Origin of the sequence: Stutzerimonas stutzeri (genome assembly GCF_024448955.1) — a bacterium.
Taxonomy (GTDB): domain Bacteria; phylum Pseudomonadota; class Gammaproteobacteria; order Pseudomonadales; family Pseudomonadaceae; genus Stutzerimonas; species Stutzerimonas stutzeri_AQ.
This window is the reverse complement of record NZ_JAMOIH010000011.1, coordinates 81298-107824: the sequence shown is the minus strand read 5'-3', so window position 1 is coordinate 107824 and position 26527 is coordinate 81298. Positions and strand designations below refer to the sequence as shown.

Genomic DNA, 26527 nt, shown 5'->3' with positions numbered 1-26527 from the left:
TTGTAGGGTGCGCTCCGCGCACCGATCGGAGCTGAGGGAAGGAGCTAGCGGCAAGCGAGCGCACTGCGACAGGTTCAGTCTTTGCGATGCGCGGAGCGCACCCTACGGAGATTGGTGTGCCTGCAAATCCTAGCCGCCGATACCGTACTTGCGTAGCCGCATGGCGATGGCGCTGTGCGAGCTTTTCAGCCGGGCCGCCAGCAGCCGGGTAGAGGGATAGCTTGTGTAGAGCTTTTCCAGGATCGAGCGCTCGAAGGCGTCCATGGCTTCGCTGAGACTGGAGATTTCATCGTCCTGGCAGGCCAGCTTGGTGCGGGCGATATCCAGGTCGTCGAGGCCGATCATGCCGCTGTCGGACATCGCCGCGGCGCGGAAGATGATGTTCTGCAGTTGCCGCACGTTACCAGGCCAGGGATTGCCGAGCAGCACCGGGTAGGTCGAGGGGGCGAGCCGGCACGGCGGGCGCTGGATCTGCGTGCAGGCCTGCAGCAGGAAGTGCCGGGCCAGCAACAGGATGTCTTCGCCGCGCTCGCGCAACGGTGGGACGTTCAGGTTGAGGACGTTGAGCCGGTAGAACAGATCCTCGCGGAACGTCTCCTCGCCCACCAGCTGTTCCAGGTCTCGGTGAGTGGCGCTGAGGATGCGCACGTCGACGCGAATCTCGCGGTCGCCACCGATACGCCGGAAGCTGCCCTCGCTGAGAAAGTGCATCAGCTTGGCCTGCAGGTAGGGCGACATTTCGGCGATCTCGTCGAGAAACACCGTGCCGCCATTGGCCAGCTCCAAGAGGCCGGGCTTGCCGCTGCGCTGAGCCGCGTTCGCGGCGCCTGGCGCATAGCCGAACAGTTCGCCGTCGGCCTGGTTTTCCGCCACGGCCGCGCAGCTGAGCGTCAGAAAGGGCGCGTTGCTGCGCGGGCTGGCGGCGTGACAGGCGCGGGCGACCAATTCCTTGCCGGTGCCGGTTTCGCCCTGGATCAGCAAGGGCGCATCGAGTGCCGCGACGCGCTTGCCGCGGGCCTTGAGCGTGCGGATCGCTGGCGAATCGCCAAGCAATGCATCGAAGCTTTCCGCATGGTGTGGGTGCAGCGCGGCCAGGCGCTCGCCCAGGCGGCTGGGTGCGTAGAGCGTGAGCAGGGCGCCCGCAGCCGGCTGAGCGCCGTCTGCCATGAGAGTTTCGGCGATCGGCATCACGTCGATTAGCAGGGATTGGCCGTTGAAGATGATTTCGCGCATCGGCAGACGAAAGCCCTGCTCGAGCATAGCGGCCTGTAACTCTGGGGCTTCGAACAGCTCGCCGACGAATTGGCCTTCTGGGTCGAGCCCGACCAGGCTGATCAGCGCCGGGTTGGCCATGAGGATCTTGCCGTCGCCATCGACTGCCATCAGCGGGTCCGGCATGGCGTGCAGCAGCGCGTCGAGTTGCAGGCGTCGCTGCTGGCCGGGCAGCATGCCAACCACCTGGATGTCCTGCACGCCACGTACGCCGCGCAGCGCCTGGCGCAGCTCGTCGAGCACGTGCGCATCGATCGCCGGCGCGTCTATATAGACGTTGGGCGGCACCATTTCCACGGCATCGAGGTTCAGGTTGCGCGCCACCAGCAGGGCGAGCACCTCCTGGGTGATGCCGATGCGGTCGATGAAGGTAACGTGGATGCGCATGCTGTTCGGGCCTCGGTCGAGGCCCGAAGTATGCCTGCTTGCCGGGCCGAAGGCATCGCCGGCGCAGCGTCGTTATCGGGTCGGTCCGCCCCAGGGTTTGGCTTCCAGGCTGTTGTGCACCGCCGTGGCTGCTTGGGCGGCCTGACCGATGGCGACGCTCATCTGCTTCAGGCCCATGGTCACGTCGCCGATGGCATAGAGTCCGCGCATCGAGGTTTGTAGATGATCGTCGACCAGTACGCCGCCGGACTCGTCGCAATCCACGCCCAATTGCAGGGCGAGATCCGAACGGAAACGCGCGCCAAGGCTGGGGTAGATGATGTCGAAATGGTGAACGTCGCCGTTGCAGGTGATCAGCTCGATGCTGGTCTCGCAAGGGCGCAGGGCTTCGACGCGATCGCTGATCAGGCGGATGTCGTAATGCTCGGCCAGGGCGATGGCCTGATCGCAGGCATCCTGCTCGCCATGCACCACGACGGTGACGCGATCGCTGAAGGTGCGTAGGAACACGGCGTGGCCGATGGCGCACTCTGCTTCACCATAGACCGCGACGTTGTCCCCCTTTACCTCGTAGCCATCGCAGATGGCGCACAGACGCACTTTGCCTTCGGCAATGGCCTGCTCGACGTCGGGCATATCCGGCAGCGTGTCCTCGATACCGGTGGCGAGAATGATGCGCCGGGCCACACAGCTTCGATCGCCATAGCGCACGCTGAAGCCTTCCGCATGCGGCTCGATATGCTCGACCCGACCGTGTTCGAGTCGCGCGCCGTAACCGCTGGCCTGCTCGCGCAACCTCACCAGCAGATCATTGCCGTTGATACCCGGCGGGAAGCCCGGGTAGTTGTGCGAGCGCGGGATCCATGAGGCGCGGCTGGAACCGGCGTCGACCACCAGGCAGCTGCGCCGGAAGCGCGCCAGGTAAAGCGCTGCGGTCAGTCCACCCGGGCCGCCACCAATGATCAGGCAGTCGACAACCGTGGGTTGCGGGTTCGGAGAGCGTTGGTTCATGGCATTGGCCGTTGGCTTTCTATTGCCAGTAGAAGTGCTTGGCTGCGTGAAAGTTCGGTCAGTCCGTTAAATGCAATATGCCGTTTTGAGAGCTGGTTGGACTTCCTGCGCTTGTGTCATGTGCGCCTATGCCGAAAACTTCCCCCTCTCGTGAAATACCGCTCTAGCATCGGTGTTTTCACGATCCTCATTCCAATAAAGGCCAGCCGCCGGCGCTCCGTTGCCGTGATGAGCGGGCCATTCACGTTGAAATGGGCCGGCCGCGCGCCCGCGCGAGTTGGGTCCGATCACGATCGATAAAACCACTCGAACGGTGCTTACGAGGCGCCGAGGTCGAGCTTTTCCTATTTGGGGGACAAATGTTCAAGTCTTGTGTCGCTGCGCTGGTCGCAGCCCTGTATTGGTTGAGTGCCCCGGCTACAGCGGCCGAAGGGGAACCCTTCGTCATCAAGTTCGCTCACGTGGTGGCTGATGACACGCCCAAGGGCAAGGGGGCGTTGCTGTTCCAGAAGTTGGCCCACGAGCGCCTGGCTGGCAAGGTGAGAGTCGAGGTGTATCCGAATTCGACGCTGGTCGGCGATGCCGACGAAATGCAGGCGCTGCTGAACAATGAAGTCCAGATCCTCGCGCCGTCGCTGTCCAAGTTCGGGCCGTACACGAAGAAGCTGCAGGTTTTCGATCTGCCGTTCCTGTTCGATGATGAGGCGGCGGTCGATCGGTTCCAGAAGCGTGAGATGAGCCGTGAATTGCTGCGCTCGATGGCCGACTCCGGTATCTATGGCCTGGCGTACTGGAACAACGGTTTGAAGCAGCTTTCCTCCACTCAGGCGCTGCGCCTGCCCGAAGATGCCGCCGGGCTCGCCTTCCGGATACAGCCTTCGGCGGTGCTGGATGCGCAGTTCAACGCCGTCGGCGCCAAACCGGTGGTATTGGCATTTGCCGACGTATACAAGTCGCTGCAAGGTGGCGTGGTACAAGGTGCGGAAAACCCCTGGTCCAACATCGCTAGCCAGAACATGCACAAGGTTCAGCCATTCATCACCGAGAGCAATCACGGCGTGCTCAATTACATGCTGGTGACCAGTTCCAAGTTCTGGATGAGCATGCCATTCGCGGTGCGCTCAGAACTGGAGGGCATCATCCTCGAAGTGACCCAGGCGGTGAATCGCGAAGCGGCGGCGCTCAATCAGCGCGACCGTGATCGGATCCTCGCGAGCGGCAGCAGCAAGCTGATTACCCTCACGCCCGAGCAGCGCCAGGCCTGGCGCGAGAAGATGATGCCGGTGTGGCAGGCTTACGAAGCGGAAATCGGCGCGGACGTGATTCGTGCGGCGCTGACGGTCAATCGCAAGCACTAAGGCTGTTCCGTCCGTCGCCGTCGCGACGGCCCTCACGACATCCGCTCGCCGGCATAGCACGTCGGCGAGCTCGGCGCACCGCGTCGCTCTAATTCTTCCTCCAGCCATTCGGCTAATACCCGCGCGTTGTTCTGCTGCTCGTCGCGAGCGGCGTAGAGCAGTGTCAGCGGACCCTTCATAGCGATATCCAGCAACGGCCACCAATGCTCCGGATGGGCGGCCAGCTCCTTGCGATAACCCTCACGAAAGGCTTCGAAGCTTAGCCCTTCATGCTTGAACGCCTGGCGCAGCTCTGTGGAAGGCGCCAGTTCTCGCAGCCAGTTGTCCAGAGGCAGGTCTTCCTTGCGAAGATTTCGAGGCCAGAGGCGGTCGACCAATACGCGATGGCCATCGCTGGCATCGCACGGGTCGTAGGCGCGTTTGCAGAAAATCATCCGGCTGGCTCCTCAGCGTTCTGAGCCCATCTGAGCGGGGTGAAAAATACTCGAACGCAAGTAAAAAATACCTTTATCGCTTGGGTTTAATTGACCTATAAGAATTTATCTCGTTGATTGATAAGGCTAAAAATCCGGCACGCTTCATGACTAAGGTAAGGAAACATAACGCGTATATAAAGGAGCATCACATGAAGAATCTAGTCGCTTTGGTTGCCGGTGCAATGTTGTTGACCAGTACGCTGGTCGGTGCCGATGAAGTCGTGGAGGCTCGCCAGGATCGAATCGTGGGCGGCGGGTTTGGGGGGCTCAGTGGTTTCATGCTGGGCGCGGCAGCCGGACCGATCGGCGCGTTGATTGGCGGCGGGCTGGGTTATTTCGTCGGTCAGGGAGCGCAGCAGGCGGCCGGTCTCGATCAGACGCTCTACGTAATCGAGGCCGAAGATGGCAGCCAGTCCCGAGTGCGGAGCTCGGCGAATGGCTTCGTTGTCGGGCAGCACGTCGAGCGTGATGGCGCCAAGCTGACGGCGCTGAATCACTGAGTACGGTCGTCGTCGATGCCGTAAGCGACTACAGCGAAGCGGAGACAGATCCTAAACTGGCCGGCAGGAACCGAAGGAGCCGCAATGAGCTATTCCCTGTTGCATGTGATTCACCTGCTGGCGGCGATTTTCTTCATCGGCGCGTTGTTCGTCGAAGTCCTGGTGCTGCACCAGGTTCGCCAGCAGATCGAGCCGAATCTGATGCAGAGCGTCGACAAGGCAGTCGGTGCGCGCCTGCGCGTGGTGCTGCACTGGGTTGTGCTATTCGTCTATGGCGCCGGCATCGGTTTGGCCTGGCATCACCGCCATGCGCTGGCCAGCCCGTTTGCGAGTAGCTTCGCAACCTTGCTCTCGCTGAAAATCCTGCTGGCGATCGGTGTGTTCTTCACCTTCGGCATGGTCGCCATGCTGTTGCGTAGCGGCCACATGACACCGGTGCGTTATCGGCACATTCATTGGGCGATTTTCCTGCAGATGGTTTGCATCGTGTTGCTGGCCAAGGGGATGTTTTATCTGCATTGGTAGTGGAGTACGCCTTCGATTGTTGGATTACGCCGTCGGCTAATCCAATCTACGTTGACTGAAATCGCGGTTTGTAGGATGGAATCGCCGAAGGCGCTTCCGTCGTTCACCGCGAACGACAATGCCGAGACAGGCCGTAGCAGGTTCGCAGCGGACGAAGGATGACGTTGGTCAACGTTGGCGGTGCTCTGCGTGTCGCTGATTGGTCCCGATTCAGCGGCTGTACCTTCGTTGCCTTCCCGGCTGCCAGGTCTAAGGTGAGCGCATCGACGACCAGCAGAGGTGCCGTATGAACTTCGCCTACAGCCCGCGTGTGGAGGCCCTGCGCCAGCAGCTGCGCGCCTTCATGGATCAATACATCGTGCCGCGTATCGGTGCCTGGCATGAGGAGGTCGCGGCCGGCCAGTATCCGGTGTCCTTCATGGAAGACCTCAAGGCGCTGGCGCGTGCGGAAGGACTGTGGAACCTGTTCCTGCCGTCGCTGCGCGAGGACGAGCCGGGCATGGGCCTGAGCAATCTCGAATACGCGCCGCTGGCGGAAATCATGGGTCGCGTGCATTGGGCGTCCGAGGTGTTCAACTGCAACGCGCCGGACACCGGCAACATGGAGCTGTTGCACCTGTTCGCCACGCCGGAGCAGCGCGAGCGCTGGCTCAAGCCGTTGCTCGAAGGCCAGATTCGTTCCGCCTTCGCCATGACCGAGCCGGACGTGCCCTCATCCGACGCCACCAACATCCAGACGCTGATCAGCGGCGATGGCGACGACTACGTCATCAATGGCCGCAAGTGGTTCATCACCAACGCCTCGCACCCCAACTGCAAGCTGCTGATCGTGATGGGCAAGACCGACCCCAATGCGGAAACCCATCACCAGCAGAGCATGATCCTGGTGCCGTTCGACACGCCCGGCGTCGAGCTGGTGCGCAACATTCCGGTGATGAACCACATCGCCCCGGAAGGCCACAGCGAGCTGCTGTTTAAAAACGTGCGGGTGCCGGCGCGCAACCTGCTGGGCAAGGAGGGCGACGGCTTCATGATGGCCCAGGCGCGCCTCGGGCCGGGGCGCATTCATCACTGCATGCGCTCGATCGGCATGGCCGAGCTGGCGTTGGAGCTGATGGTCGAGCGGTGCCAGGAGCGCAAGGCGTTCGGCAAGTATCTGCATCAATACGCCAATGTCGCCGACTGGATCGCCGAGTCGCGCATCGAGATCGAACAGGCGCGGCTGCTGGTGCTCAAGACCGCCTGGATGATCGACGAAGTGGGCGCCAAGGCGGCACGCAAGGAAATCTCCATGATCAAGGCGCTGGTGCCGCGCATGCACACCCGCGTCGTCGACCGCGCCATTCAGGTCTACGGCGCCATGGGTCTGACCCCAGATACACCACTGGCGGACATGTGGACCGGTGGCCGCGCCCTGCGCTTCGCCGACGGCCCGGATCAGGTTCATCTGCGCAGCATCGCCAAGATGGAAATCAAGGCCAGCGAAGCGAATCGCGGCGCCACTGCTGCTTACCTAACGCCGCCCGGTCGACGCTGAGCTTTGCCATAAGCGCTTCGCCAGCAAGCTGGCTCCTACAAGTGTGCGACCGCGCATTACCCGTAGGAGCGAGCTTGCTCGCGAATAATCGCTATCTCACGCCGCCTGTCCGGCATTGAGCGGTTCCGTTGGGCCCTCCGATGCAACCCTTCGGAGGTTCTATAGCCCGTAATGCAAGGAGGGGTGCCGTGTCGTGGGGCACGGTATCTGCCGGAGTCTGCACGTCATGGACGCGGGGCAAATCGCTTAGGTTTTGGAGTAATAGAGGGCACTAGGCGCATCGTTGACATGGCTCAATGAAATCAGTCGTCAGCGGTAAGGTTGATCGCGGTCAAGGGTAGGTCAGGGCAGCGTCACTACCATGCTTCCTATATTCCTTATCGGAAGCGGTAGCGCTCATGAAACCCCAACGCAGTAGGTCCGTTATCGCCGGCAATTGGGGGGCGTACCTGCTGATGGCAGTGCTCCTCATGGTCTGCAGCTTCACGCTGCAAGCCAAAGAGTACGAAGCCGAGCAGCAACGCATCGAGCTGTTTTTCCCGAACGTCACCCAGCTATCCGAGCCCGAAGGCGATTATCAGGTGCGCACCCTCGCCGATGGTGTGGGCACCGTCTACGGCTACGCGTTCCAGAGCATCAACGTCACGGACATGCCGGCGTACTCCGGCAAGCCGATGAACATTCAAGTGTTGCTCGACCGTGACGGCCTGATCGTCGATGCCTACGTACTGGAGCACCACGAGCCCATCCTGCTGATCGGTATTCCCGAGCAGAAGCTGCATGACTTCACCGCCAAATACGCCGGGGTCAAGGCCGATCAGCGTGTGGTGGTGGGGCGTTCCAGCGACAAGAGCGCGGTGACCGTCGATGCCGTGACGGGCGCCACAGTGACCGTGATGGTGGTCAACGAAATCGTCATGCGCTCGGCCCATGAAGTGGCGGCGTCTCTCGGCCTGGTCAAGAGCAACCTCGACGCCAGGCAGAAGCCGGCCATCGTCCGCGAAGACGTCTACCAGCCCGCCACTTGGGCGGAACTGACCGGCAACGGTGCGATTCGTCGGTTGCATCTGACCAATGGCGACATCAACGAGGCCTTCAAGGGCACCGAGGCAGAAGGCATCGACGAGGCGCCCGCCGAGGAAGTCGGCGAGACCTTCATCGATCTCTACACCGCCCACCTGAACCCGCCGACCATCGGCCGCAACCTGTTGGGTGACAACCAGTACCGCTTCCTGATGGAAGACCTCAAGCCGGGCGAACACGCCATCGCCGTGCTGGGCAGCGGCGAATATTCCTTCAAGGGCTCGGGCTATGTGCGTGGCGGCATCTTCGATCGGGTGCAGGTACGCCAGTTCGGCAACATCCTCAGCTTCCGGGATATGGACTATCAGCGACTCAACGATGTGTTCGCCGAAGGCATTCCAGACTTCAAGGAAATGGCGATCTTCATCATCCGCGAGCAGATTGGGTTCGATCCGGGTACGCCGTGGACGCTCGAGCTGCTGGTGCGTCGTCAGACCGGTCCGGTGGACGGCATCTTCACCAGCTTCGAACTGCCCTATCAGATTCCCGAAGACTATATCGAGCGGCCACAGCCGACCGCCGAGGAGCTGGCCGCCATCGAAGAGGCCAGCCGGCCGATGTGGGTCAATATCTGGTACCAGAAGAGCTTCCAGATCGGCGTGATTCTGGTCGCCCTGGCGCTGCTGACGGTCATCCTGTTCATGCAGGACACCTTCGCCAGGCATCCACGCTTCCTGCGCATGCTGCGCCATGGCTATCTGATTTTCACCGTGGTGTTCATCGGCTGGTATGCCTTGGGGCAGCTGTCGGTGGTCAACGTGCTGACCTTCGTTCATGCGCTGGTGCAAGACTTCCGCTGGGAGCTGTTCCTGACCGATCCGGTGATCTTCATCCTCTGGACGTTCACCGCCGCGAGCCTGCTGCTCTGGGGGCGTGGCGTGTTCTGCGGCTGGTTGTGCCCCTTCGGCGCGCTGCAGGAGCTGATCAACGAGGCTGCACGCAAGCTAAAGATTCCCCAGTACGACGTTCCCTTCACCGTTCACGAGCGACTCTGGGCGATCAAGTACATCGTGCTGCTGGTGCTGTTCGGCATCTCGCTGGAATCCATGACGATGGCCGAGAAGGCCGCCGAGGTGGAGCCGTTCAAAACCGCGATCACGCTCAGGTTCGACCGTCAGTGGTGGTTCGTCGCCTACGCCGTGTTCTTGCTGGTGATCAACATCTTTACCCGCAAGGTCTTCTGCCGCTACGTCTGCCCGCTGGGCGCGGGGCTGGCGATCACCGGTCGCTTCCGCCTGTTCGACTGGCTCAAGCGGCGCAAGGAATGCGGCAACCCCTGCCAGCTCTGCGCCAACGAATGCGAAGTGCAGGCGATTCATCCGGATGGGCATATCAACCACAACGAATGCCACTACTGCCTGGATTGCCAGATGACCTACTTCAACGAAAACAAATGCCCACCGCTGATCGCCAAGAACAAACGCGCCAAGCGCGGCAAGAAAGCGCCGGCCGGTCCCCGGCTGATCCCCGTGCAAGTCGTGGAACCCTGAACCAGACACACACCTTCATTTGACTGTTGGACATTACATCCCGAAAGGAGCAGACCATGAGCGACAAGGCAAAAGGCAACACCGAGGGGCTGGAAAAAAGCGGTCTGAGCCGCCGCGGCTTCCTGGGTGCGACGGCAATGACCGGTGCGGCGGTTGCCGCTACGGCGTTCGGCGGCGCAGTGATGACGCGTGAATCCTTCGCGGCTGCGGCGAAGGATGCGCAATCTAAGATCCACGTCGGGCCAGGCGAGCTGGACGAGTACTACGGCTTCTGGAGCGGTGGCCACCAGGGCGAGGTGCGCGTGATGGGTGTGCCTTCGATGCGCGAGCTGATGCGTATCCCGGTGTTCAACGTCGACTCGGCCACCGGCTGGGGTCTGACCAACGAAAGCCGTCACATCATGGGCGAGAGCGCCAAGTTCCTCAACGGTGATTGCCACCACCCACACATCTCCATGACCGATGGCAAGTACGACGGCAAGTATCTGTTCATCAACGACAAGGCCAACAGCCGCGTCGCGCGTATCCGCCTCGATGTCATGAAATGCGACAAGATGCTCACCGTGCCGAACGTCCAGGCGATCCATGGTCTGCGCCTGCAGAAAGTGCCGCACACCAAATACGTCTTTGCCAACGCCGAGTTCATCATCCCGCATCCGAACGACGGCTCGACGTTCGATCTGCAAGGTGAGAACAGCTACACCATGTACAACGCGATCGACGCGGAAACCATGGAGATGGCCTTCCAGGTGATTGTCGACGGTAACCTCGATAACACCGACATGGACTACACCGGTCGCTTCACCGCTTCGACCTGCTACAACGCCGAGAAAGCCTTCGACCTGGGCGGCATGATGCGCCTGGAGCGCGACTGGGTGGTGGTCTTCGATATTCCTGCCATCGAGGCGGCGGTCAAGGCCGGTGATTTCATCACCCTCGGCGACTCCAAGGTGCCGGTGGTCAATGGTCGCGAAGGCTCCAAACTGACGCGCTACATCCCCGTGCCGAAAAACCCGCACGGCCTGAATACCTCGCCGGACGGCAAATACTTCATCGCCAACGGCAAGCTGTCGCCGACCGCCACCATTATCGCCATCGACAAGTTGCCTGACCTGTTCGACGGCAAGCTGAGCGACCCGCGCGACGTGGTCGTCGGCGAGCCGGAGCTGGGCCTCGGCCCGCTGCACACCACTTTCGATGGTCGCGGCAATGGCTACACCACTCTGTTCATCGACAGCCAGGTGGTCAAATGGAATATCGAAGAGGCCGTGCGCGCCTACAAGGGCGAGAAGGTCAACTACATCAAACAGAAGCTGGATGTGCACTACCAGCCGGGTCACATCCATGCGTCCCTGACCGAAACCAGCGAAGCCGACGGCAAGTGGCTGATCGCGCTGTCGAAGTTCTCCAAGGACCGCTTCCTGCCGGTCGGCCCGCTGCATCCGGAGAACGATCAGCTGATCGATATTTCCGGCGACGAGATGAAGCTGGTGCATGACGGCCCGACCTTCGCCGAGCCGCACGACTGCATCCTGGTACGCCGCGACCAGATCCGTACCAAGAAGATCTGGGAGCGCAACGATCCCTTCTTCGCGCCGACGGTGGAGCGGGCCAAGAAGGACGGCATCAACCTCGATACCGACAACAAGGTCATCCGTGACGGCAACAAGGTCCGCGTCTACATGACCTCCATGGCGCCGGCGTTTGGCCTCAATGAGTTCACCGTCAAGCAGGGTGATGAAGTCACCGTGACCATCACCAACATCGACCAGATCGAGGACGTGACCCACGGCTTCGTCATGACCAACCACGGTGCGAGCATGGAGATCAGCCCGCAGCAGACTTCGTCCATCACCTTCGTCGCTGATAAGCCCGGCGTGCAGTGGTACTACTGCAGCTGGTTCTGCCACGCGCTGCACATGGAAATGGTCGGTCGCATGCTGGTCGAGCCGGCGTAAGCGGAAGGCCATTCGCGAGCAAGCTCGCTCCTACAGGGCGGACGGTGTACCGCCGGGTTTTGTAGGAGCCAGCTCGCTGGCGAACCAGGCGACGCTGCTGGCCCATTCGCGAGTCGGCCCGCGCTTACAGGACGGTGGTATGCCACCGAGGTTTTTGTAGGAGCGAGCCCGCTCGCGAATAGCGGACCAGCGAGCATCCGACAGCCGCACGATTGCCTGGGAACCGGAGAAGGTAAACGCAGTGCTCAGATTTCAGGTCACCCACCCGCTACCTCTCTTGGCACTCTCGATATTGCTATCGCTGCCCGGAGTCGCGCTGGCGGAACCGCAACCCATCACCTCGCTGCCCCTGGAGCAAGGAGAAAACCGCTGGACGCTGCCCGCTGGCGAATACACCGGGCAATTTTTCATCGATCAGCCGCTGACGCTGCACTGTGCGCCAGGCGCGGTGATCGACGCGCTAGGCCAAGGTAACGTGCTGACCCTACGCGCACCGAACGTGAACATAGACGGCTGCGAACTGCGCAACTGGGGCCGCAATCTGACCGACATGAACGCGGCGATCTTCATCGAGCCCAACGCCAACGATACGGTGATCCGCAACAACCGCCTGCAGGGTCCGGGTTTCGGTATTTGGGCCGATCGCAGCCAGAATCTGCTGATCGAAGACAACCGCGTCGAGGGCGACTCGACCCTGCGCTCCCAGGATCGCGGCAACGGCATTCACCTGTTTTCGGTGAAAGGCGCCCGGGTGCTCGGTAACCATGTCCGGAACACTCGCGACGGCATCTACATCGACAACTCCAACGGCAACAGCATCGAGCGCAACCTGTTCGAGGATTTGCGCTACGGCGTGCACTACATGTTCTCCCACGAGAACCGCGTGATCGGTAACGTCACCCGCCGCACCCGCACCGGCTACGCGCTGATGCAGAGCCGCAAGCTGACCGTGATCGGCAACCGCTCCGAGCAGGATCAGAACTACGGGATCCTGATGAACTACATCACCTACTCGACCCTCAAGGACAACGTCGTCACCGACGTCGAGCGCGGTGACACTGGTGGCGACAGCATGATCAGCGGCGGCGAGGGCAAGGCGCTGTTCATCTACAACTCGCTGTTCAACGCCATCGAGAACAATCAATTCCAGCGCAGCGAGCTGGGCATCCACCTGACCGCAGGCTCCGAGAACAACCGCATCGTCGGTAACGCCTTCGTCGGTAACCAGCAGCAGGTCAAGTACGTGGCCGTGCGTACCCAGGAATGGTCGGTCGACGGGCGCGGCAACTACTGGAGCGATTACCTGGGCTGGGATCGTGATGATGACGGTCTGGGCGACATTGCCTACGAGCCCAACGACAACGTCGACCGTCTGCTGTGGATGTACCCGCAGGTTCGGCTCTTGATGAACAGCCCCAGTATCGAAGTGCTGCGCTGGGTGCAGCGTGCGTTTCCGGTGATCAAGTCGCCGGGGGTGCAGGACAGCCATCCGTTGATGAAGCCGCCAACCGAGGCTGCTACCGAGGAACTGATGAACACAACGCAGGGGCCCCACTCATGAATGCCGTCGAGATCCAGGGCGTCAGCCAGCGTTACGGCGACATGACCGTGTTGCACGATTTGAATCTGAGCCTCGGCGAAGGCGAGGTATTGGGACTGTTCGGCCATAACGGCGCCGGCAAGACCACCAGCATGAAACTGATTCTCGGCCTGCTGCAGGCCAGCGAGGGGCGCGTACAGGTGCTGGGGCGCGACCCGCGCACCACCGACGTGCGCCGCAACCTCGGATATCTGCCGGAAAACGTGACCTTCTATCCGCAGCTCAGCGGTCGTGAAACCCTGCGCCATTTTGCGCGCCTGAAGAGCACGCCGCTGGGCCAGGTGGATGACCTGCTGGAGCAGGTCGGCCTCGCCCACGCCGCTGACCGCCGCGTAAAAACCTACTCCAAGGGAATGCGCCAGCGCCTCGGCCTGGCGCAAGCGGTGCTTGGCGAGCCGCGGCTGCTGCTGCTCGACGAACCCACCGTGGGGCTCGACCCCATCGCGACCCAGGAGCTTTACCTGCTGGTCGACCGCCTGCGTCAGACCGGCACCAGCGTGATCCTCTGCTCCCACGTGTTGCCCGGCGTCGAGGCGCATATCAACCGCGCGGCGATTCTTGCCAAGGGGCGTTTGCAAGCGGTTGGCAGCCTCAAGCAGCTGCGCAGTGAAGCCGGTCTACCGGTGCGCATCCGCGCCAGTGGTGTCAGCCAGAGCGAGGCCTGGCTGGATCGCTGGAACAGCGCCGGGCACGCGGCGCAGCGCCATGGCGAGGATGGCGTCGAGGTGATCGCCATCAACGGTCACAAGCTTCCCTTGCTGCGTGAACTGCTCGGGGAAAGCGAACCTGACGATGTGGAGATCCACCAGCCGTCGCTGGAGGATCTGTATCGCTACTACATGGAGAGCGCCGGCGATGTGCAGGCCGCGGAGGGCAGAGCATGAACCAGGTCTGGAACATCGCTCGCAAGGAACTCAGTGATGGCCTGCGCAACCGCTGGCTGCTGGCCATCAGCCTGTTGTTCGCTGTACTGGCCGTGGGTATCGCCTGGCTCGGCGCGGCCGCCTCGGGGCAGGTGGGGTTCACTTCGATCCCGGCAACCATCGCCAGCCTGGCCAGCCTGGCCACCTTTTTGATGCCCTTGATCGCGCTGCTGCTGGCCTATGACGCCATCGTTGGCGAGGACGAAGGCGGCACGCTGATGCTGCTGCTGACCTATCCGCTGGGGCGCGGCCAGATCCTGCTCGGCAAGTTCGTCGGCCACGGGCTGATTCTCGGCCTGGCAGTGCTGATCGGTTTCGGCGGCGCCGCGCTGGCCATCGCCCTGCTGGTCGAGGACATCGAGCTGGGCCTGCTGCTCTGGGCCTTCGGTCGCTTCATGATTTCCTCGACGCTGCTGGGTTGGGTGTTCCTGGCGATGGCCTACGTGCTCAGTGGCAAGGTCAACGAGAAATCCAGCGCCGCGGGCCTGGCGCTGGGGATCTGGTTCCTGTTCGTGCTGGTGTTCGACTTGGTGTTGCTGGCGCTGCTGGTGCTCAGCGAGGGCAAGTTCAGCCCCGAACTGCTGCCCTGGCTGCTACTGCTGAACCCCACCGATATCTACCGGCTGATCAACCTGTCCGGTTTCGAGGGCGGTGGTGCTATGGGCGTGCTGTCGCTGGGCAGCGATTTGCCGGTACCCGCCGCGGTGCTCTGGCTGTGCCTGCTGGCCTGGGCCGGTCTGTCGCTGCTGGCGGCCTATGCCATTTTCCGCCGTCGTCTGGCCTGATCTTTCCGTTAAAGGAACTGCAATGATGAATGCGTTATATGTACGGGCTTCTCAAGCGCTGGTTGCCATCCTTCTGCTTGGCCTGGTTGGCTGCAACGAAGCCGAGCAGACCGAGCAGGCACTGGAGCCGGTCGCTTTCCATGCCGACGACGAGTGCCATGTCTGCGGCATGGTCATCGCTGATTTCCCTGGCCCCAAGGGCCAGGCGGTGGAGAAGGGTGGGGTACGGAAGTTCTGTTCTACCGCTGAGATGCTCGGCTGGTGGCTGCAGCCGGAAAACCGCGTGCTGAACGCCAAGCTGTATGTGCACGACATGGGCGGCAGCAGCTGGGACCAGCCGGATGATGAATATCTGATCGACGCCACCAGCGCTTATTACGTGGCCGGAACTGGGCTCAAAGGCGCGATGGGTGCGGTGCTGGCGACGTTCGCCGAAGAGGCGGCCGCGCAGAAACTGGCCGCCGAACAGGGTGGGCGGGTGCTGCGTTTCGAGGAGATCGATCAGTCGGTGCTTCAGCAATCCTCAGGCATGCATCAGGACATGTCCGATCACAACGCTCACGCCGGTCATTAGGCCGACTAAATTAACGAGGTAATGAAAAATGATGGGTATCAGCATTTGGCAGCTTCTGATCGTGTTGCTGATCGTGGTGATGCTGTTCGGCACCAAGCGTCTGCGCGGCCTTGGCTCTGATCTGGGTGGCGCCATTAGCGGCTTTCGCAAATCCATGAACGATGGGGAAAGCGCAACGCAGGGTGATGCGGTCAAGCAAGAGTTGAAATAAGGGTTTTTTGTATCTCATGAGGCATGGGCGCTGGGCGCTGGGCTGGCAAGTTGGGGTGTGTTGAATGGATGTTTTGGGTTTATAAGCGTTTATCGAGTTGCTTGATGGCTTGGTTTCGCCCTGCTAGGCGAGTCACTTTTTTCAATCGCGAAAAAAGTAACCAAAAACGCTTGCCCCTGCATCCGGCCCTGCGCTTCGCGCAGGATTCGTTCGCGAAATTGCCGTTCCAGGGGCACGGCGCGAAGGGCCATCCATGGCCCATCGCGCCTCTCGCGGCATCCATGCCGCTCAACCCCTTCCACGACAATTCCGCTCACCCTCCTGATGGGGCATTTCGCGTCGCCTGATAGGCCGTGCATGTGAACAAGCAAAGCGCTTTGCTTCTATCGCTGCTAGAGAACTTCCAGACGACTCGGCCTTGAATCCCCTTCAGGAGGCCGAAAACAGGCGTTGCGCAGGGGGACGAGCGGCACCTCACTCGGCCTCCTGAAGGGGACCGGGTCCGAGTCGCCTGAAGGTTATTAGAAACTCGGCCTCGCTTTGGCTTCGCTTTTTTGTGCATGAGCTAACAGGCGACACCAATCGCCCCTTTCAGGAGGGTGAGCGCCATCGTTGCGGAAGGGAGCGAGCCGCATGGATGCGGCGAGAGGCTTAAAGGGCCATGGATGGCCCTTGTAAGCCGGCCCCTGGAGCGACGATGGCGCGAACGAACCCGGAGCGAAGCGCAGGGCCGTATGTCGGGGCAAGACTTTTTGGTTCCTTTTGGCGGGGCCGGCCATCCGGGCGACTGCCAAAAGGAACTCGCCCAGCAGGGCGAAACCAAGCCATCAAGCAACTCCATAAACGCATATGAACCCAAACCTTCATTCAACACACCCAAACTCGCCAGTCCGACCTCAATCCTTGTTTCCCGAAAAAGCGCAATGAACCTGAAATAAGCGATACGGCTGACATCACGCTCACGCACGGGAACCCCAACCTGACGCCCCTACGTCCGGGCCCTGAAGCCCTGCCAATCGTCGGCACCGAGGCGGCTCGGCAAAAAGATGATCGCAATCAAGTCTGTCGGAGCCTTCTAACCTGTAGAAAGTAATCCTGGCTCCGCGATATCGGAGCGATCACGGTTCTGCCCGGCAGACTTCATTCCGCCGGGCGGACACGAAGAAGATCAGGAGGCCTTTGTGCAAGTTATCGATCGGCGAAAAGCCCTGAGTATTCCGCCTCTGTGGCGGCTCGCCTTTCGCCCGTTTTTCCTCGCCGGCAGCCTCTTCGCCATGCTCGCGATTCCGCTTTGGGTCGCCACCTGGACGGGCATCTGGCCCGGTTTTCAGCCAACCGGCGGCTGGCTGTCCTGGCATCGCCACGAAATGCTGTTCGGTTTCGCCATGGCCATCGTTGCCGGCTTCCTGCTCACTGCAGGGCAAACCTGGACCGGCCAACCCAGCGTCTCCGGCAATAAATTGATGGCGCTCGCCGCCGTCTGGCTGCTGGCGCGACTGGGCTGGCTGTTCGGCCTGCCGCTGGCGCTGGTGATCCCGCTGGACCTGCTGTTCATGCTCGGCGTAACCGGGCTGATGGCGCGCATGCTCTGGGTGGTCCGGCAGAAGCGCAACTACCCGATCGTCGCGGTACTCGCCCTGATGATCGGCGCCGATGTGCTGGTGCTCTGCGGTATCGCCCTGGGTGATGACGGTTTACAGCGCCAGGGCATTCTCGCCGGGCTGTGGCTGGTGGCGGCGCTGATGGCCATCATCGGCGGACGCGTAATCCCCTTCTTCACGCAGCGCGGCCTCGGCCACACCGAAGCCGTGAAGCCCTGGGTCTGGCTGGATGTGGCGCTGCTGATCGGCACCGGCCTGATCGCCGTGCTCTATGCCGTAGGCGTCGCGCTGCAACAGCACCTGCTGATCGGCGTGTTGTTCCTGGCCATCGCCGCCGGCCATCTGCTGCGGCTGGTGCGCTGGTATGACGGCGGTATCTGGCGCGTGCCGCTGCTCTGGTCGTTGCATGTGGCGATGCTCTGGCTGGTGGTCGCCGCGGCGGGACTGGCACTGTGGAATTTCGGTCTGCTGGACAGCTCCAGCCCTTCGTTGCATGCGCTATCGGTGGGCTCCATGAGCGGCCTGATCCTGGCGATGATCGCCCGCGTCACGCTTGGCCACACCGGCCGGCCGTTGCAGCTGCCGAGTGGCATCGTCGGCGCGTTCGTGCTGTTCAACCTTGGCGCGGCCTCGCGGGTGTTCCTTTCCGGTCAATGGCCGGTGACGGGCCTCTGGTTGGCAGCAATCTGCTGGGCGTTGGCCTTCGCGCTCTACGCCTGGCGTTATGCGCCGATGCTGCTCAGTGCGCGGGTCGATGGCCATCCGGGCTGATTGTTGTCGCATAAGGCATTGCCTGTTCACCTACTGACTTGTTCAACAGAGAAAACGCTGCCTGCCCACATCCGGGACGGGCAGCCTGCGGCTCGGCGGACGCCGGCATCGGAGAGGGATGATGAAAAGTGAATTCAAAGACCGCCTGGCCGTCCTCACTGGCGCCAGCTCGGGGATTGGTCTGGCCTTGTGCGCGGCGCTGTTGCAGCGTGGCGCCCGCGTGCTGACCCTGTCGCGCACGCTCGGCAGCCTCGGGCAATTGATGGAAACCTATCCCGAGCACCTGCACTGGATGCCTGGCGACGTGACCTCAGCCGACGATCTGCGGGCGCTGCGTGACCGCGCCGCTGCGCTCGGGCCGGTGGACTATCTGGTGCCGAACGCTGGCATCGCGGAGCTGGGCGATAGCCTGGACATGGCCTGTTTCGATCGGCAGTGGGCCATCAACGGCGCGGGCGCGCTGAACACCCTGGCGGCGCTGCGTACCGAACTGGCCAAGCCGGCTTCGGTGGTCTTCGTTGGCACCTTCCTGGCGCGCGGCACCTTTCCCGGGCTTGCCGCCTATATCGCCAGCAAGGCCGCGCTGATCGCCCAGGCGCGCACGCTGGCGGTAGAGCTCGCGCCGCTGGACGTACGCATCAATGTGGTTTCGCCGGGGCCAACCGCGACGGCGATCTGGGGCACGCTGGGGCTGGCCGACGAGCAGCTCGAACAGGTCGCCGAAGGCGTCAGCAAACGGCTGTTACCCGGACATTTCCTGGAGGCTTCAGCGGTTGCCGATGTCATTCTGTTCCAGCTGTCGCAGGGCGCCCGTGGCGTTTACGGCCAGGACTGGGTCGTCGACAACGGTTACACCATCAACTGAACCGCGAGGCTGACGATGTTGTTCAAATGGAAGCGGACTGCCCAGGATCTTCAGCAACAGCGCGATCACCTGCAGCGCACCTGTGCCGATCAGGCCGCGCGCATCGCGGCGCTGGAAGAGCAACTGGCGGAGGCCAGAGCCGAAAGCGCCGCGGGCCAACGCCAGCTGGACTATTACCGCGGCGTGGCCGGCAACCTGGTGCGCTTCAGTGCTTCGGTGGCGCACCTGGGCGATTCATTCGAATACCTCACGGGTCGGCTCGGCGATAACCGCGATCGCGCAGAGCAGGTCGCCGACGCGGCGCTGAGCAACCAGCAGCATTTCGGTGAGCTGCGCAGCAAGGCCATCGACATGGAAAGCGGCCTCAACCAGGCGTCACACAAGGTCGACACCCTCGCGCAGCGCTCGCAGGAGATTAATGGCATCGTCGATCTCATCAGCGGCATCGCCAGTCAAACCAACCTGCTCGCGCTCAATGCCGCCATCGAGGCGGCGCGGGCCGGGGAGTCCGGTCGCGGCTTCGCCGTGGTCGCCGGTGAGGTACGAACGCTGGCGGAAAAGACCGCGCTGGCCACCGCCGATATCGTGCGAAAGATTGCCGAGGTCCAGCGCGAGATCGCTCATGTGCACGACTACATCCAGCTGCAAGGCGAACTGGCCCAGGGCTTCAGCCGAACCACTGAACGTGCAGTCGCGGCCATGCGAGAGCTTCATCAACTGGCGGGCGCCATGCGTCAGGGCATCGAGCATTCATCGTTCCGTGCCGGCGTCGAACTGGCCAACCTCGATGAGCTGTCGCTGAAGTTCGTCGTCTATAACCATGTGCTCGGCTCGGGCGACCCAAGGCTGTCGGCTCTGCCCAGCGAGCGCGAGTGTCGCTTCGGGCGCTGGTATTACGCCCAGAGCAATCGAGACATGCACCGGCTGCAGCAGTTTCAGCAGATCGAGCGGCCCCATATGGCCGTGCATCACCAGGGACAGCAGGCGCTCGATGCGTTCGGCCGGCATGCGCTGGAAGATACACTCACGTACTTGAGCAGGATGGAGGAGGCCAACCTGGAGGTGATGCGCATTGTCGCAGCGCTCATTCGGGCCCATGAGATGGCCGCTCAGCCAGTAACCGAGGCGTCGTAACGGGACCGAGCACGGCCTGTCACGCGCTTGCTGCAAAAATATTGCAGGTGCAATCCAATACTATTCATTGGCGATGCGTTGGCGGCGCATCGACAATGTCGCGCGCCATGTGATCGGTGCGACTTTTCAGCGCGCCGGTCTACCGTCACACAGCTAGCAGCGAGCGCCGCTGGCTGGCGAAACAACCTCCCAACCAAAGCAGAAACAATGCAAGAACGCCTTCTCGACTGGTGCCGGTCTTTTGCGCCCGCGCCATTGTCCGCGCGTCCCGCTGAATGGCTGCGCGCCGCGCTGGGTATCGGCCTGGCACTGCTGGTGACGATACCCGTCAGTGCCTGGATATTCGGCGCCTCGATCGCCCTGCCTCTCGCGGCACCGGCAGCCGCATCGGCGGTGCTGGTGTTCGTCGCGTCGTCGAGTCCCTTTGCCCAGCCATGGTCGGTGCTGGCCGGCAATCTGTTCGCGACCGCCATCGGCGTGGCGCTGGGTATCAGCGACGTGCCCATCGCGACCGCCGCCGGTCTGGCCGGAGCGTTGGCGATCTTCTGCCTGTTCGGCCTGCGCTGCCTGCATCCGCCCGGCGCAGCGCTGGCATTGGTCGCGGTGGTGGGCAGTCCGGACATTCATGCGTACGGTTTTCAACTGCTCTATCCGGTGGCGTTCAATTCGGCGTTGCTGGTCGCGGTTGCGCTGATCTACAACAACCTCAGCGGGCATGCCTATCCGAAGCCGCGTCCGCAGAAGGGCAATATTCATCACACACAAGACGCCCTGCCCAGCGAGCGCATGAGCTTCAGCGAGGATGACGTCGAGCAGGCGCTGGCGGACTTCGGCGAGTACGTGGACATCACGCGCGACGACCTCGCGCAGCTGATCAAACAGACCGAAAAGCACGCGTTGCGACGCAGCATGGGCGAGATCACCGCAGCCGACATCATGTCCCGCGACCTTTACTGGAGTACGCCGGACTGCTCGATCCAGCGCGCCTGGCAGACCCTGCGCGAGCATCGTCTGCATTCGATGCCAGTGCTGCAGGCCGACAGCCACAAGCTGGTGGGCATCGTCACTCTGGTCGACCTGCTCAAGCACTTCCGCCCGGCGCCGGCGCGCATCAACTTCGGCCAGCTCAAGTTTCTTCGCGGCGTGCAATTGAGCGCGATCATGAGCAGCCCGGTGGTGTCGGTGACCAAGGACACGCATATGGTCGATCTGGTGTTCCTGTTGTCCGATCGGGGGCTGCACTGCTTGCCGGTGGTGGATGAGGAACAGCGCCTGGTGGGCATGATCACCCAGACCGACCTGATCGCCGCGCTCTACCGCAACTGGCTTAAACACCTGCCTGACTAGGAGCGGTGTTCGGTGATGCCGTAGGGCCGAACGTGTTCGGCCTTTTGTGGTGCGTGGCTGTGCCCGAATAAATTCGGCCCTACGGAAGGTGGTGCGGCTGGGGGCTTGACCCCCGGCATCCGGCGCTCAGATCTGGTAGTTCCAGCGTGACCAGTCGTAGTCGTCCTCGGCCACTTCACGCAGCAACTCGATCGCCTTGAACAATGCTGGCGACTGCGCCGCGCGCGCATACACCAGATAGACGGGATAGCTGAATTCCGGCGCGCGCTCGACGCGCCTCAGAACGCCTTCGTCCAGATAACGCTGCACTACCCGCGTGCGGAAGTAGCCACGACCACCGCATTGCATCAGGTATTGCAGCGCCAGCGGTCCCAGACTGAACGACATTGCCGCGCGGATGTGGCTCGGCAGCGCGAGATCGTGCTGTTGGCGAAACGCAGGTCCCCAGTCCACATAGACGTAGGGCTCGGCAAGAGTGCAGTGCTCGACCTGAATGAGCTTTTCCTCAAGAAGCTGCTCGACCTGCAAGCCCGGCCAGTATTCGGGCTGATGCACCAGCGCCGCGTCCAGGGCGCCGAGGTCGAGTTGCTTCTGCAATGCGATACCGCTGTCCACTTCGTTGCGAAGCGCGTGATCAGGCATTTCCTGGCGCAGGCGCTGGACCCAGGCGAGCATCAGCGGGTTGCACAGGCTCACCTCGGCACCGAGCGACAACAGATTGTCGAAACCGCGCGGCAACGGCAGGTCCCGCCGCGCGGTTTCCCAGGTCTGCACCAGCTGCGTGGCATAGGTGACGAAGCGCTCGCCATCACTGGTCAACCGCGCGCCGGCGCGGTTGCGTATGAACAGCCGACAGCCGAGCTGGGTTTCCAGACTGCGCACCCGGGCGGTCACCGCCGTTTGCGTGATGTGCAGCCTTTCAGCCGTGGCCACGAAGCTGCCACTGCGAATGATCTCGAGAAAGGTACGGGCGAGATCGATATCCATGGAATGCTCGTATCAGAAAAATTGTTATGAGAGCACTTTTGGATGAAAAGCTGAAGATATAAGCAATAAGAGCGCTGGCGTAGGGCGGGCCGGCCTAAATTCGATGTTCCCTTGGCGAATCCACCTGTTGCCAACGCTGTGAAAACACCGGTGGGCTGAAGCCCACCCTACGGTATCGTCCAAGCCTGTAGGGTGGGCTTCAGCCCACCAAAAACGAGGTACCGGGATCACACGGACGGGCTGAATCGAAACGCCGTCCGACAACGTCACGGTTTCTCGCCCAGCTTTCCATCCTTCAGCGCTTTTTCGTCTTTCGCTTTCAATGCGATGTCCCTTCGGCGAATTCGATCTTGTTGCCGACGTTGTACTTGCCGGAGGGCTTGTTCATCGGGATGCGCTTGATCTCTTCCAGGGTGTCGCTGTCGTAGACGATCAGCGCGCCGTCGGTGTCCCAGACGCTTAGCAAGAGGTGCTTGCCGTCCCTGGTGAACTCCACGTGCGCGGCGTTCTTGCCGGGCATCGGGCGCAGGGTGTGGGCGACTTCCAAAGTCTGTTTGTCGATCAGGTGCACGGCATCGTTGTCGGGGCCGAAGAAGACGTCAGTCCAGGCGTATTTCGAGTGCTCGTGGCTGCGCATGAAGAACCCCGGACCTTCGGTGGGAATTTCCTTGATCAGCTCCCAGCTGTTCATGTCGAGCACCGAGATCAGGCCCTTGCTGACGTTCGGGGTGGCGAACACCCAGTCGCCACCGCGCCTCCAGTAGATGCCCGAGCCCAGGTGCGGCATGCCGGGCAGCGGAATGTTGGTGACGGCCTTGCCGGTGTCGAGGTCGATCACCTGGCCGCCGTGGGCCTTGCGCGAGGTGGCGAGCAGGTGGCGATAGTCGGGCGTGAAAGAGAAGTCATCAAGGAAATCCGCGGCTTCGATACGCCGTGGTTCGAAGTCCGGTTCGCCGGCGTAGGAAAGCTCCCAGGCCTCCTTCACATCCTTCAGTGCGACCACGAAGCTGTCGCGCGGCGGCGCGGTGTACACGGCGCTGACCCGTGATGGCGTGCCGTCCAGGCCCACCGCGGGAATGTGTTTGACCAGCGACAGGTCGCGGGCGTCCAGCAGCACCAGATTGCCTGGCAGGTAATTGCCCACGAGCACCCAGCGGCCGTCGTTGCTCACGGCCAGGTTGCGGGTGTTCAGCCCAGCGCGGACTTCGGCGACCATCGTCAGGTTATGTAGGTCGTAGACGCTGACCCAGCCATCGCGCGAGGCGAAGTAGACGAAGCGCCCGTCGGGGGAGAATTTCGGTCCGCCGTGCAGGGCGAAATGCGAGGGGAAATTAGCCAGCTCCTCGAAGCGATCGCCGTCGAGAATGCGCACGTGATGATTGCCGGCCTCGACCACCACGAACAGGTTGAGCGGGTCGGCGTCATGTTGCGGGCTGTCGGGCAGTGGAGTGACATCCGCCAGCATCCGATGGCTGGCGCGAATTTCGGCATCGCTCCAGGTCGGCGGTACGGCGGCGGGCTGATAGAGGTAGCTGACCAGACTGTCGATCTGCGCCTCGTCGAGTACCGTCGCATAGGCCGCCATCTGGCTGGCCGGGCGACCGGCGCGGATGACCTTGCGCGCCTCGTCCGGCTTGATCCGACCAAGACTCTCCGGCAACAGCGCAGGGCCGGCGCCACCGAGGCGATCGACGCCATGGCAGCTCTGGCAGTGCTGCTGGTAGAGCGCATGGGCATCGGTTGCCTCGGCGGCAGCGGCGCGTGGAATCGCCATGTCGAGCGCGACGAAGGTGGCGGCGGGCAGGGCGGCGGCGACCAATAACGTAGCAATCAGCCGCATAGGGCCTCCGATTGTTTGGCGACTTCACTGTGCAGGCGCGCGGGATACTCGACCTGCCGGCCTTCGAACAGCCCGACCACTTTGCCGATCACCGTTAGCGTCGGTGGGGTCAGGTGCTGCTCTTCGGCCATCGTCGGCAGTTGCTTGAGGCTGCATCGCACCACCTGCTGATCCTGACGAGTGCCATTGCCAATCAGCGCGGCAGGCGTATCCACCGGCAGGCCGGCGGCGATCAGGTTGCGCGAAATCTCGCCGAGGCTGGCCAGCCCCATGTAGAACACCAGGGTCTGGTTGCTTTCGGCCAAGGCCGTCCAAGGCAGGTGCAGCTCGCCGTTCTCCTGCAGGTGGCCGGTGATGAACTGGCAGGAATGAGCCAGATCGCGGTGCGTCAGGGGAATTCCCGCATAGGTACTGCAGCCGGCGGCAGCGGTGATGCCGGGCACCACCTGGCAGTCGATGCCGCGTTCGAGCAGGAATTCCAGCTCCTCGGCGCCACGGCCGAAGATGAAGGGGTCGCCGCCCTTCAGGCGCACCACGCGCTTGTCCTGCAGCGCTAAATCCACCAGCAGCTGATTGATGTGCGGCTGCGGCAGGCTGTGGTACCCGCTGGTCTTGCCGACGTAATGGCGGCTGCAGGTATCCGGCAGCAGGTCCATGAGGTCCTTGCTGACCAGGCGGTCGTAAACCACCGCATCGGCCTGCTGCAGCAGACACCAGGCGCGCAAGGTGAGCAGGCCCGGATCTCCCGGACCGGCTCCGACCAGGGCAACTTCACCAGGGGCGAATGCGGCGCTCAGCGAAGCGGGGAGTGTGATTGGCTGGTCCATGCGGACTCCTGTGATTCTCATCAGGTTGACGGTTGCGCTTGGCTGAGTACGGTTCTGACGACCGCTGGGGGTTGCTGATTTACAGGGCACTGATTTCCACGCTGGGGATGCGTACGGGAAGCGGCAACCCGATTTCCTCGTTGCTCAGGTAGCAGCCGGGGTCTTCCGCCCACAGATCGCCCGCGGCCCAGGCACGGGTACGGGTGTTGCCGTTGCAGATCGGCAGCCAGCGGCATTCGGCGCAGCGCCCACCCACGGCGCGAGGGTGCTGGCGCAGTTCGCGCAGCAGCGGCTCGGGCTTGTCCAGCCAGAGCTCGCGGAAGCGCTGCCGGCGCACGTTGCCAACGGTGTGCTGCCACCAGTAGGTATCGGGATGCACATCGCCGATGTTGTCGATGTTGGCGATGCCGTTGCCAGAGGCATTGCCGCCCCAGGCGCGCAGCATCTGCTCCAGGCGGTCGCGATGCTGCGGCAGGCGCTCCTCGACCCACTGCAGCAGCAGGATCGCATCGGCGTCATTGTTGCCGCTGACGAAATCGGTCTCACGGCCGTTCTGCACGTCGTCCCAGGCCTGCTCGAACAATTGGCGCATGGCATCGCGGGTCATTTGGTGATGAGCGTCGGCCTTGCGGCTGCGCTTGCCGCGCCCGCTGTAGTTCAGGTGCGAGAGATAGAACTTCTGCACGTCGTGCTCGCGCATCAGCGCCAGCAGGGCGGGCAGTTGCGGATAGTTGTTCTGCGTGAGGGTGGTGCGCAACCCGACGCGAATGCCGTGCTGGCGGCACAGGTCGATGGCGTGCATCGAGGCGACGAAGCTGCCCTTGAGCTGGCGCCATTCGTCATGCACCGCCTCCAGCCCGTCGATGCTGATGCCGACATAGTCGTACTGCGCCGCTGCCACCTGCTCGATATTGCGCTCGTCGATCAGCGTGCCGTTGGTCGACAGCGCCACGAAGAAGCCCTTTTCGCGGGCATGGGCGGAGAGCTCGAAGATGTCGTCCCGCAGCAGCGGCTCGCCACCGGAAAGGATCAGCACACGCACACCGGTGTCGTGCAGATCATCGATGACCTTCAGGGCTTCGGCCGTATCCAGCTCATCGCGAAATTCGCTGTCGGCGGAGGTGGCATAGCAGTGCTTGCAGGTCAGGTTGCAGCGCCGCAGCAGGTTCCAGATGACCACCGGCGGGCGTGTGCCGCCGGCGCTGCGGGCGCCCAGCACCGGCAGGGTCGGCCGGGCCAGGGCACGCAGGTAATGGCTGATTCGCAGCATGCGGTATCTCCTCGCCAGAGACCGAACAGGCCTCCTTTGCGTGGGAGAATCGCCGAGGTGGGGCGGGGTGACCTTGACCGGAAACAAAAGTCCGATGGATAGGGCGGAATCGTTGGGTGAGGGCCCGTGTGCATAGCGATCCCGGCCGAGCTGAAGGGGCGATAAGCTGTAAAAGGGCAGCGCCGTTCTGGTCGC

The 26527-nt window shown here is 62.5% G+C and carries 22 protein-coding genes; 15 read left to right on the top strand and 7 right to left on the bottom strand.

Annotated elements, in window-relative coordinates; all coding sequences use genetic code 11:
- Positions 1 to 129: 129 nt before the first annotated feature.
- Both NA645_RS13295 and NA645_RS13290 read right to left on the bottom strand, forming a co-directional pair.
- Entirely contained in the window at positions 130 to 1659 is a 1530-nt protein-coding gene (locus NA645_RS13295) for a sigma-54-dependent transcriptional regulator (protein ID WP_256049241.1), read from the bottom strand.
- A gap of 72 nt (positions 1660 to 1731) precedes the next feature.
- Positions 1732 to 2670, bottom strand: coding sequence for an NAD(P)/FAD-dependent oxidoreductase (locus tag NA645_RS13290; protein ID WP_256049240.1), 939 nt, complete (start codon positions 2668 to 2670; stop codon positions 1732 to 1734).
- 359 nt (positions 2671 to 3029) lie between these two features.
- Here NA645_RS13290 and NA645_RS13285 point away from each other — a divergent pair, with 359 nt between their 5' ends.
- Entirely contained in the window at positions 3030 to 4028 is a 999-nt protein-coding gene (locus NA645_RS13285; protein ID WP_256049239.1) for a TRAP transporter substrate-binding protein, read from the top strand.
- 32 nt (positions 4029 to 4060) lie between these two features.
- Here NA645_RS13285 and NA645_RS13280 read toward each other — a convergent pair whose 3' ends face one another.
- Positions 4061 to 4462 (bottom strand): DUF488 domain-containing protein, encoded by a 402-nt coding sequence (locus NA645_RS13280; protein ID WP_256049238.1) that lies wholly within the window; start codon positions 4460 to 4462, stop codon positions 4061 to 4063.
- A 191-nt stretch (positions 4463 to 4653) separates the two neighbouring features.
- Here NA645_RS13280 and NA645_RS13275 point away from each other — a divergent pair, with 191 nt between their 5' ends.
- From NA645_RS13275 to NA645_RS13210, 14 genes are all read left to right on the top strand, one after another.
- Positions 4654 to 5004, top strand: coding sequence for a hypothetical protein (locus tag NA645_RS13275; RefSeq protein ID WP_256049237.1), 351 nt, complete (start codon positions 4654 to 4656; stop codon positions 5002 to 5004).
- An 84-nt stretch (positions 5005 to 5088) separates the two neighbouring features.
- Positions 5089 to 5529 carry a CopD family copper resistance protein gene (locus NA645_RS13270; RefSeq protein ID WP_256049236.1) on the top strand — a complete coding sequence of 147 codons (441 nt, stop codon included), beginning with the start codon at positions 5089 to 5091 and terminating at the stop codon, positions 5527 to 5529.
- A gap of 286 nt (positions 5530 to 5815) precedes the next feature.
- Entirely contained in the window at positions 5816 to 7066 is a 1251-nt protein-coding gene (locus tag NA645_RS13265) for an acyl-CoA dehydrogenase family protein (protein ID WP_256049235.1), read from the top strand.
- A 455-nt stretch (positions 7067 to 7521) separates the two neighbouring features.
- Positions 7522 to 9639: a transcriptional regulator NosR gene (nosR, locus tag NA645_RS13260; protein ID WP_423836580.1), complete on the top strand. Its 2118-nt coding sequence runs from the start codon at positions 7522 to 7524 to the stop codon at positions 9637 to 9639.
- A 56-nt stretch (positions 9640 to 9695) separates the two neighbouring features.
- Complete coding sequence (gene nosZ, locus NA645_RS13255) at positions 9696 to 11597, top strand: TAT-dependent nitrous-oxide reductase (RefSeq protein ID WP_256049232.1); 1902 nt, start codon at positions 9696 to 9698, stop codon at positions 11595 to 11597.
- Between the two features lie 241 nt (positions 11598 to 11838).
- Positions 11839 to 13158, top strand: coding sequence for a nitrous oxide reductase family maturation protein NosD (locus NA645_RS13250; protein ID WP_256049231.1), 1320 nt, complete (start codon positions 11839 to 11841; stop codon positions 13156 to 13158).
- Entirely contained in the window at positions 13155 to 14081 is a 927-nt protein-coding gene (locus tag NA645_RS13245) for an ABC transporter ATP-binding protein (protein WP_256049230.1), read from the top strand. The genes NA645_RS13250 and NA645_RS13245 overlap by 4 nt, the downstream gene beginning before the upstream one ends.
- Positions 14078 to 14905, top strand: coding sequence for an ABC transporter permease (locus NA645_RS13240; protein ID WP_256049229.1), 828 nt, complete (start codon positions 14078 to 14080; stop codon positions 14903 to 14905). The genes NA645_RS13245 and NA645_RS13240 overlap by 4 nt, the downstream gene beginning before the upstream one ends.
- A gap of 25 nt (positions 14906 to 14930) precedes the next feature.
- Positions 14931 to 15479, top strand: coding sequence for a nitrous oxide reductase accessory protein NosL (locus NA645_RS13235; protein WP_256049228.1), 549 nt, complete (start codon positions 14931 to 14933; stop codon positions 15477 to 15479).
- 28 nt (positions 15480 to 15507) lie between these two features.
- Positions 15508 to 15690 carry a twin-arginine translocase TatA/TatE family subunit gene (gene tatA / locus NA645_RS13230; RefSeq protein ID WP_423836579.1) on the top strand — a complete coding sequence of 61 codons (183 nt, stop codon included), beginning with the start codon at positions 15508 to 15510 and terminating at the stop codon, positions 15688 to 15690.
- Positions 15691 to 16871: 1181 nt separating this feature from the next.
- Complete coding sequence (locus NA645_RS13225; RefSeq protein WP_256049226.1) at positions 16872 to 18062, top strand: NnrS family protein; 1191 nt, start codon at positions 16872 to 16874, stop codon at positions 18060 to 18062.
- A gap of 121 nt (positions 18063 to 18183) precedes the next feature.
- Positions 18184 to 18927 carry an SDR family NAD(P)-dependent oxidoreductase gene (locus NA645_RS13220; protein WP_256049225.1) on the top strand — a complete coding sequence of 248 codons (744 nt, stop codon included), beginning with the start codon at positions 18184 to 18186 and terminating at the stop codon, positions 18925 to 18927.
- Between the two features lie 15 nt (positions 18928 to 18942).
- Positions 18943 to 20061 carry a methyl-accepting chemotaxis protein gene (locus NA645_RS13215; protein ID WP_256049224.1) on the top strand — a complete coding sequence of 373 codons (1119 nt, stop codon included), beginning with the start codon at positions 18943 to 18945 and terminating at the stop codon, positions 20059 to 20061.
- 207 nt (positions 20062 to 20268) lie between these two features.
- Positions 20269 to 21408: an HPP family protein gene (locus NA645_RS13210; RefSeq protein ID WP_256049223.1), complete on the top strand. Its 1140-nt coding sequence runs from the start codon at positions 20269 to 20271 to the stop codon at positions 21406 to 21408.
- Between the two features lie 126 nt (positions 21409 to 21534).
- On the opposite strand, the gene NA645_RS13205 is transcribed toward NA645_RS13210, so the two are convergent.
- The 4 genes from NA645_RS13205 to nirJ all read right to left on the bottom strand — a co-directional run bounded on the left by NA645_RS13205 (position 21535) and on the right by nirJ (position 26332).
- Complete coding sequence (locus NA645_RS13205) at positions 21535 to 22395, bottom strand: LysR family transcriptional regulator (RefSeq protein ID WP_256049222.1); 861 nt, start codon at positions 22393 to 22395, stop codon at positions 21535 to 21537.
- A gap of 319 nt (positions 22396 to 22714) precedes the next feature.
- Positions 22715 to 24235, bottom strand: coding sequence for a nitrite reductase (locus tag NA645_RS13200; RefSeq protein ID WP_272892061.1), 1521 nt, complete (start codon positions 24233 to 24235; stop codon positions 22715 to 22717).
- Positions 24226 to 25062 (bottom strand): uroporphyrinogen-III C-methyltransferase, encoded by an 837-nt coding sequence (gene cobA / locus NA645_RS13195; RefSeq protein ID WP_256049221.1) that lies wholly within the window; start codon positions 25060 to 25062, stop codon positions 24226 to 24228. Before cobA ends, NA645_RS13200 begins: the two co-directional genes overlap by 10 nt.
- Positions 25063 to 25141: 79 nt before the next feature.
- Positions 25142 to 26332: a heme d1 biosynthesis radical SAM protein NirJ gene (gene nirJ / locus NA645_RS13190; RefSeq protein ID WP_256049220.1), complete on the bottom strand. Its 1191-nt coding sequence runs from the start codon at positions 26330 to 26332 to the stop codon at positions 25142 to 25144.
- Positions 26333 to 26527: the final 195 nt, after the last annotated feature.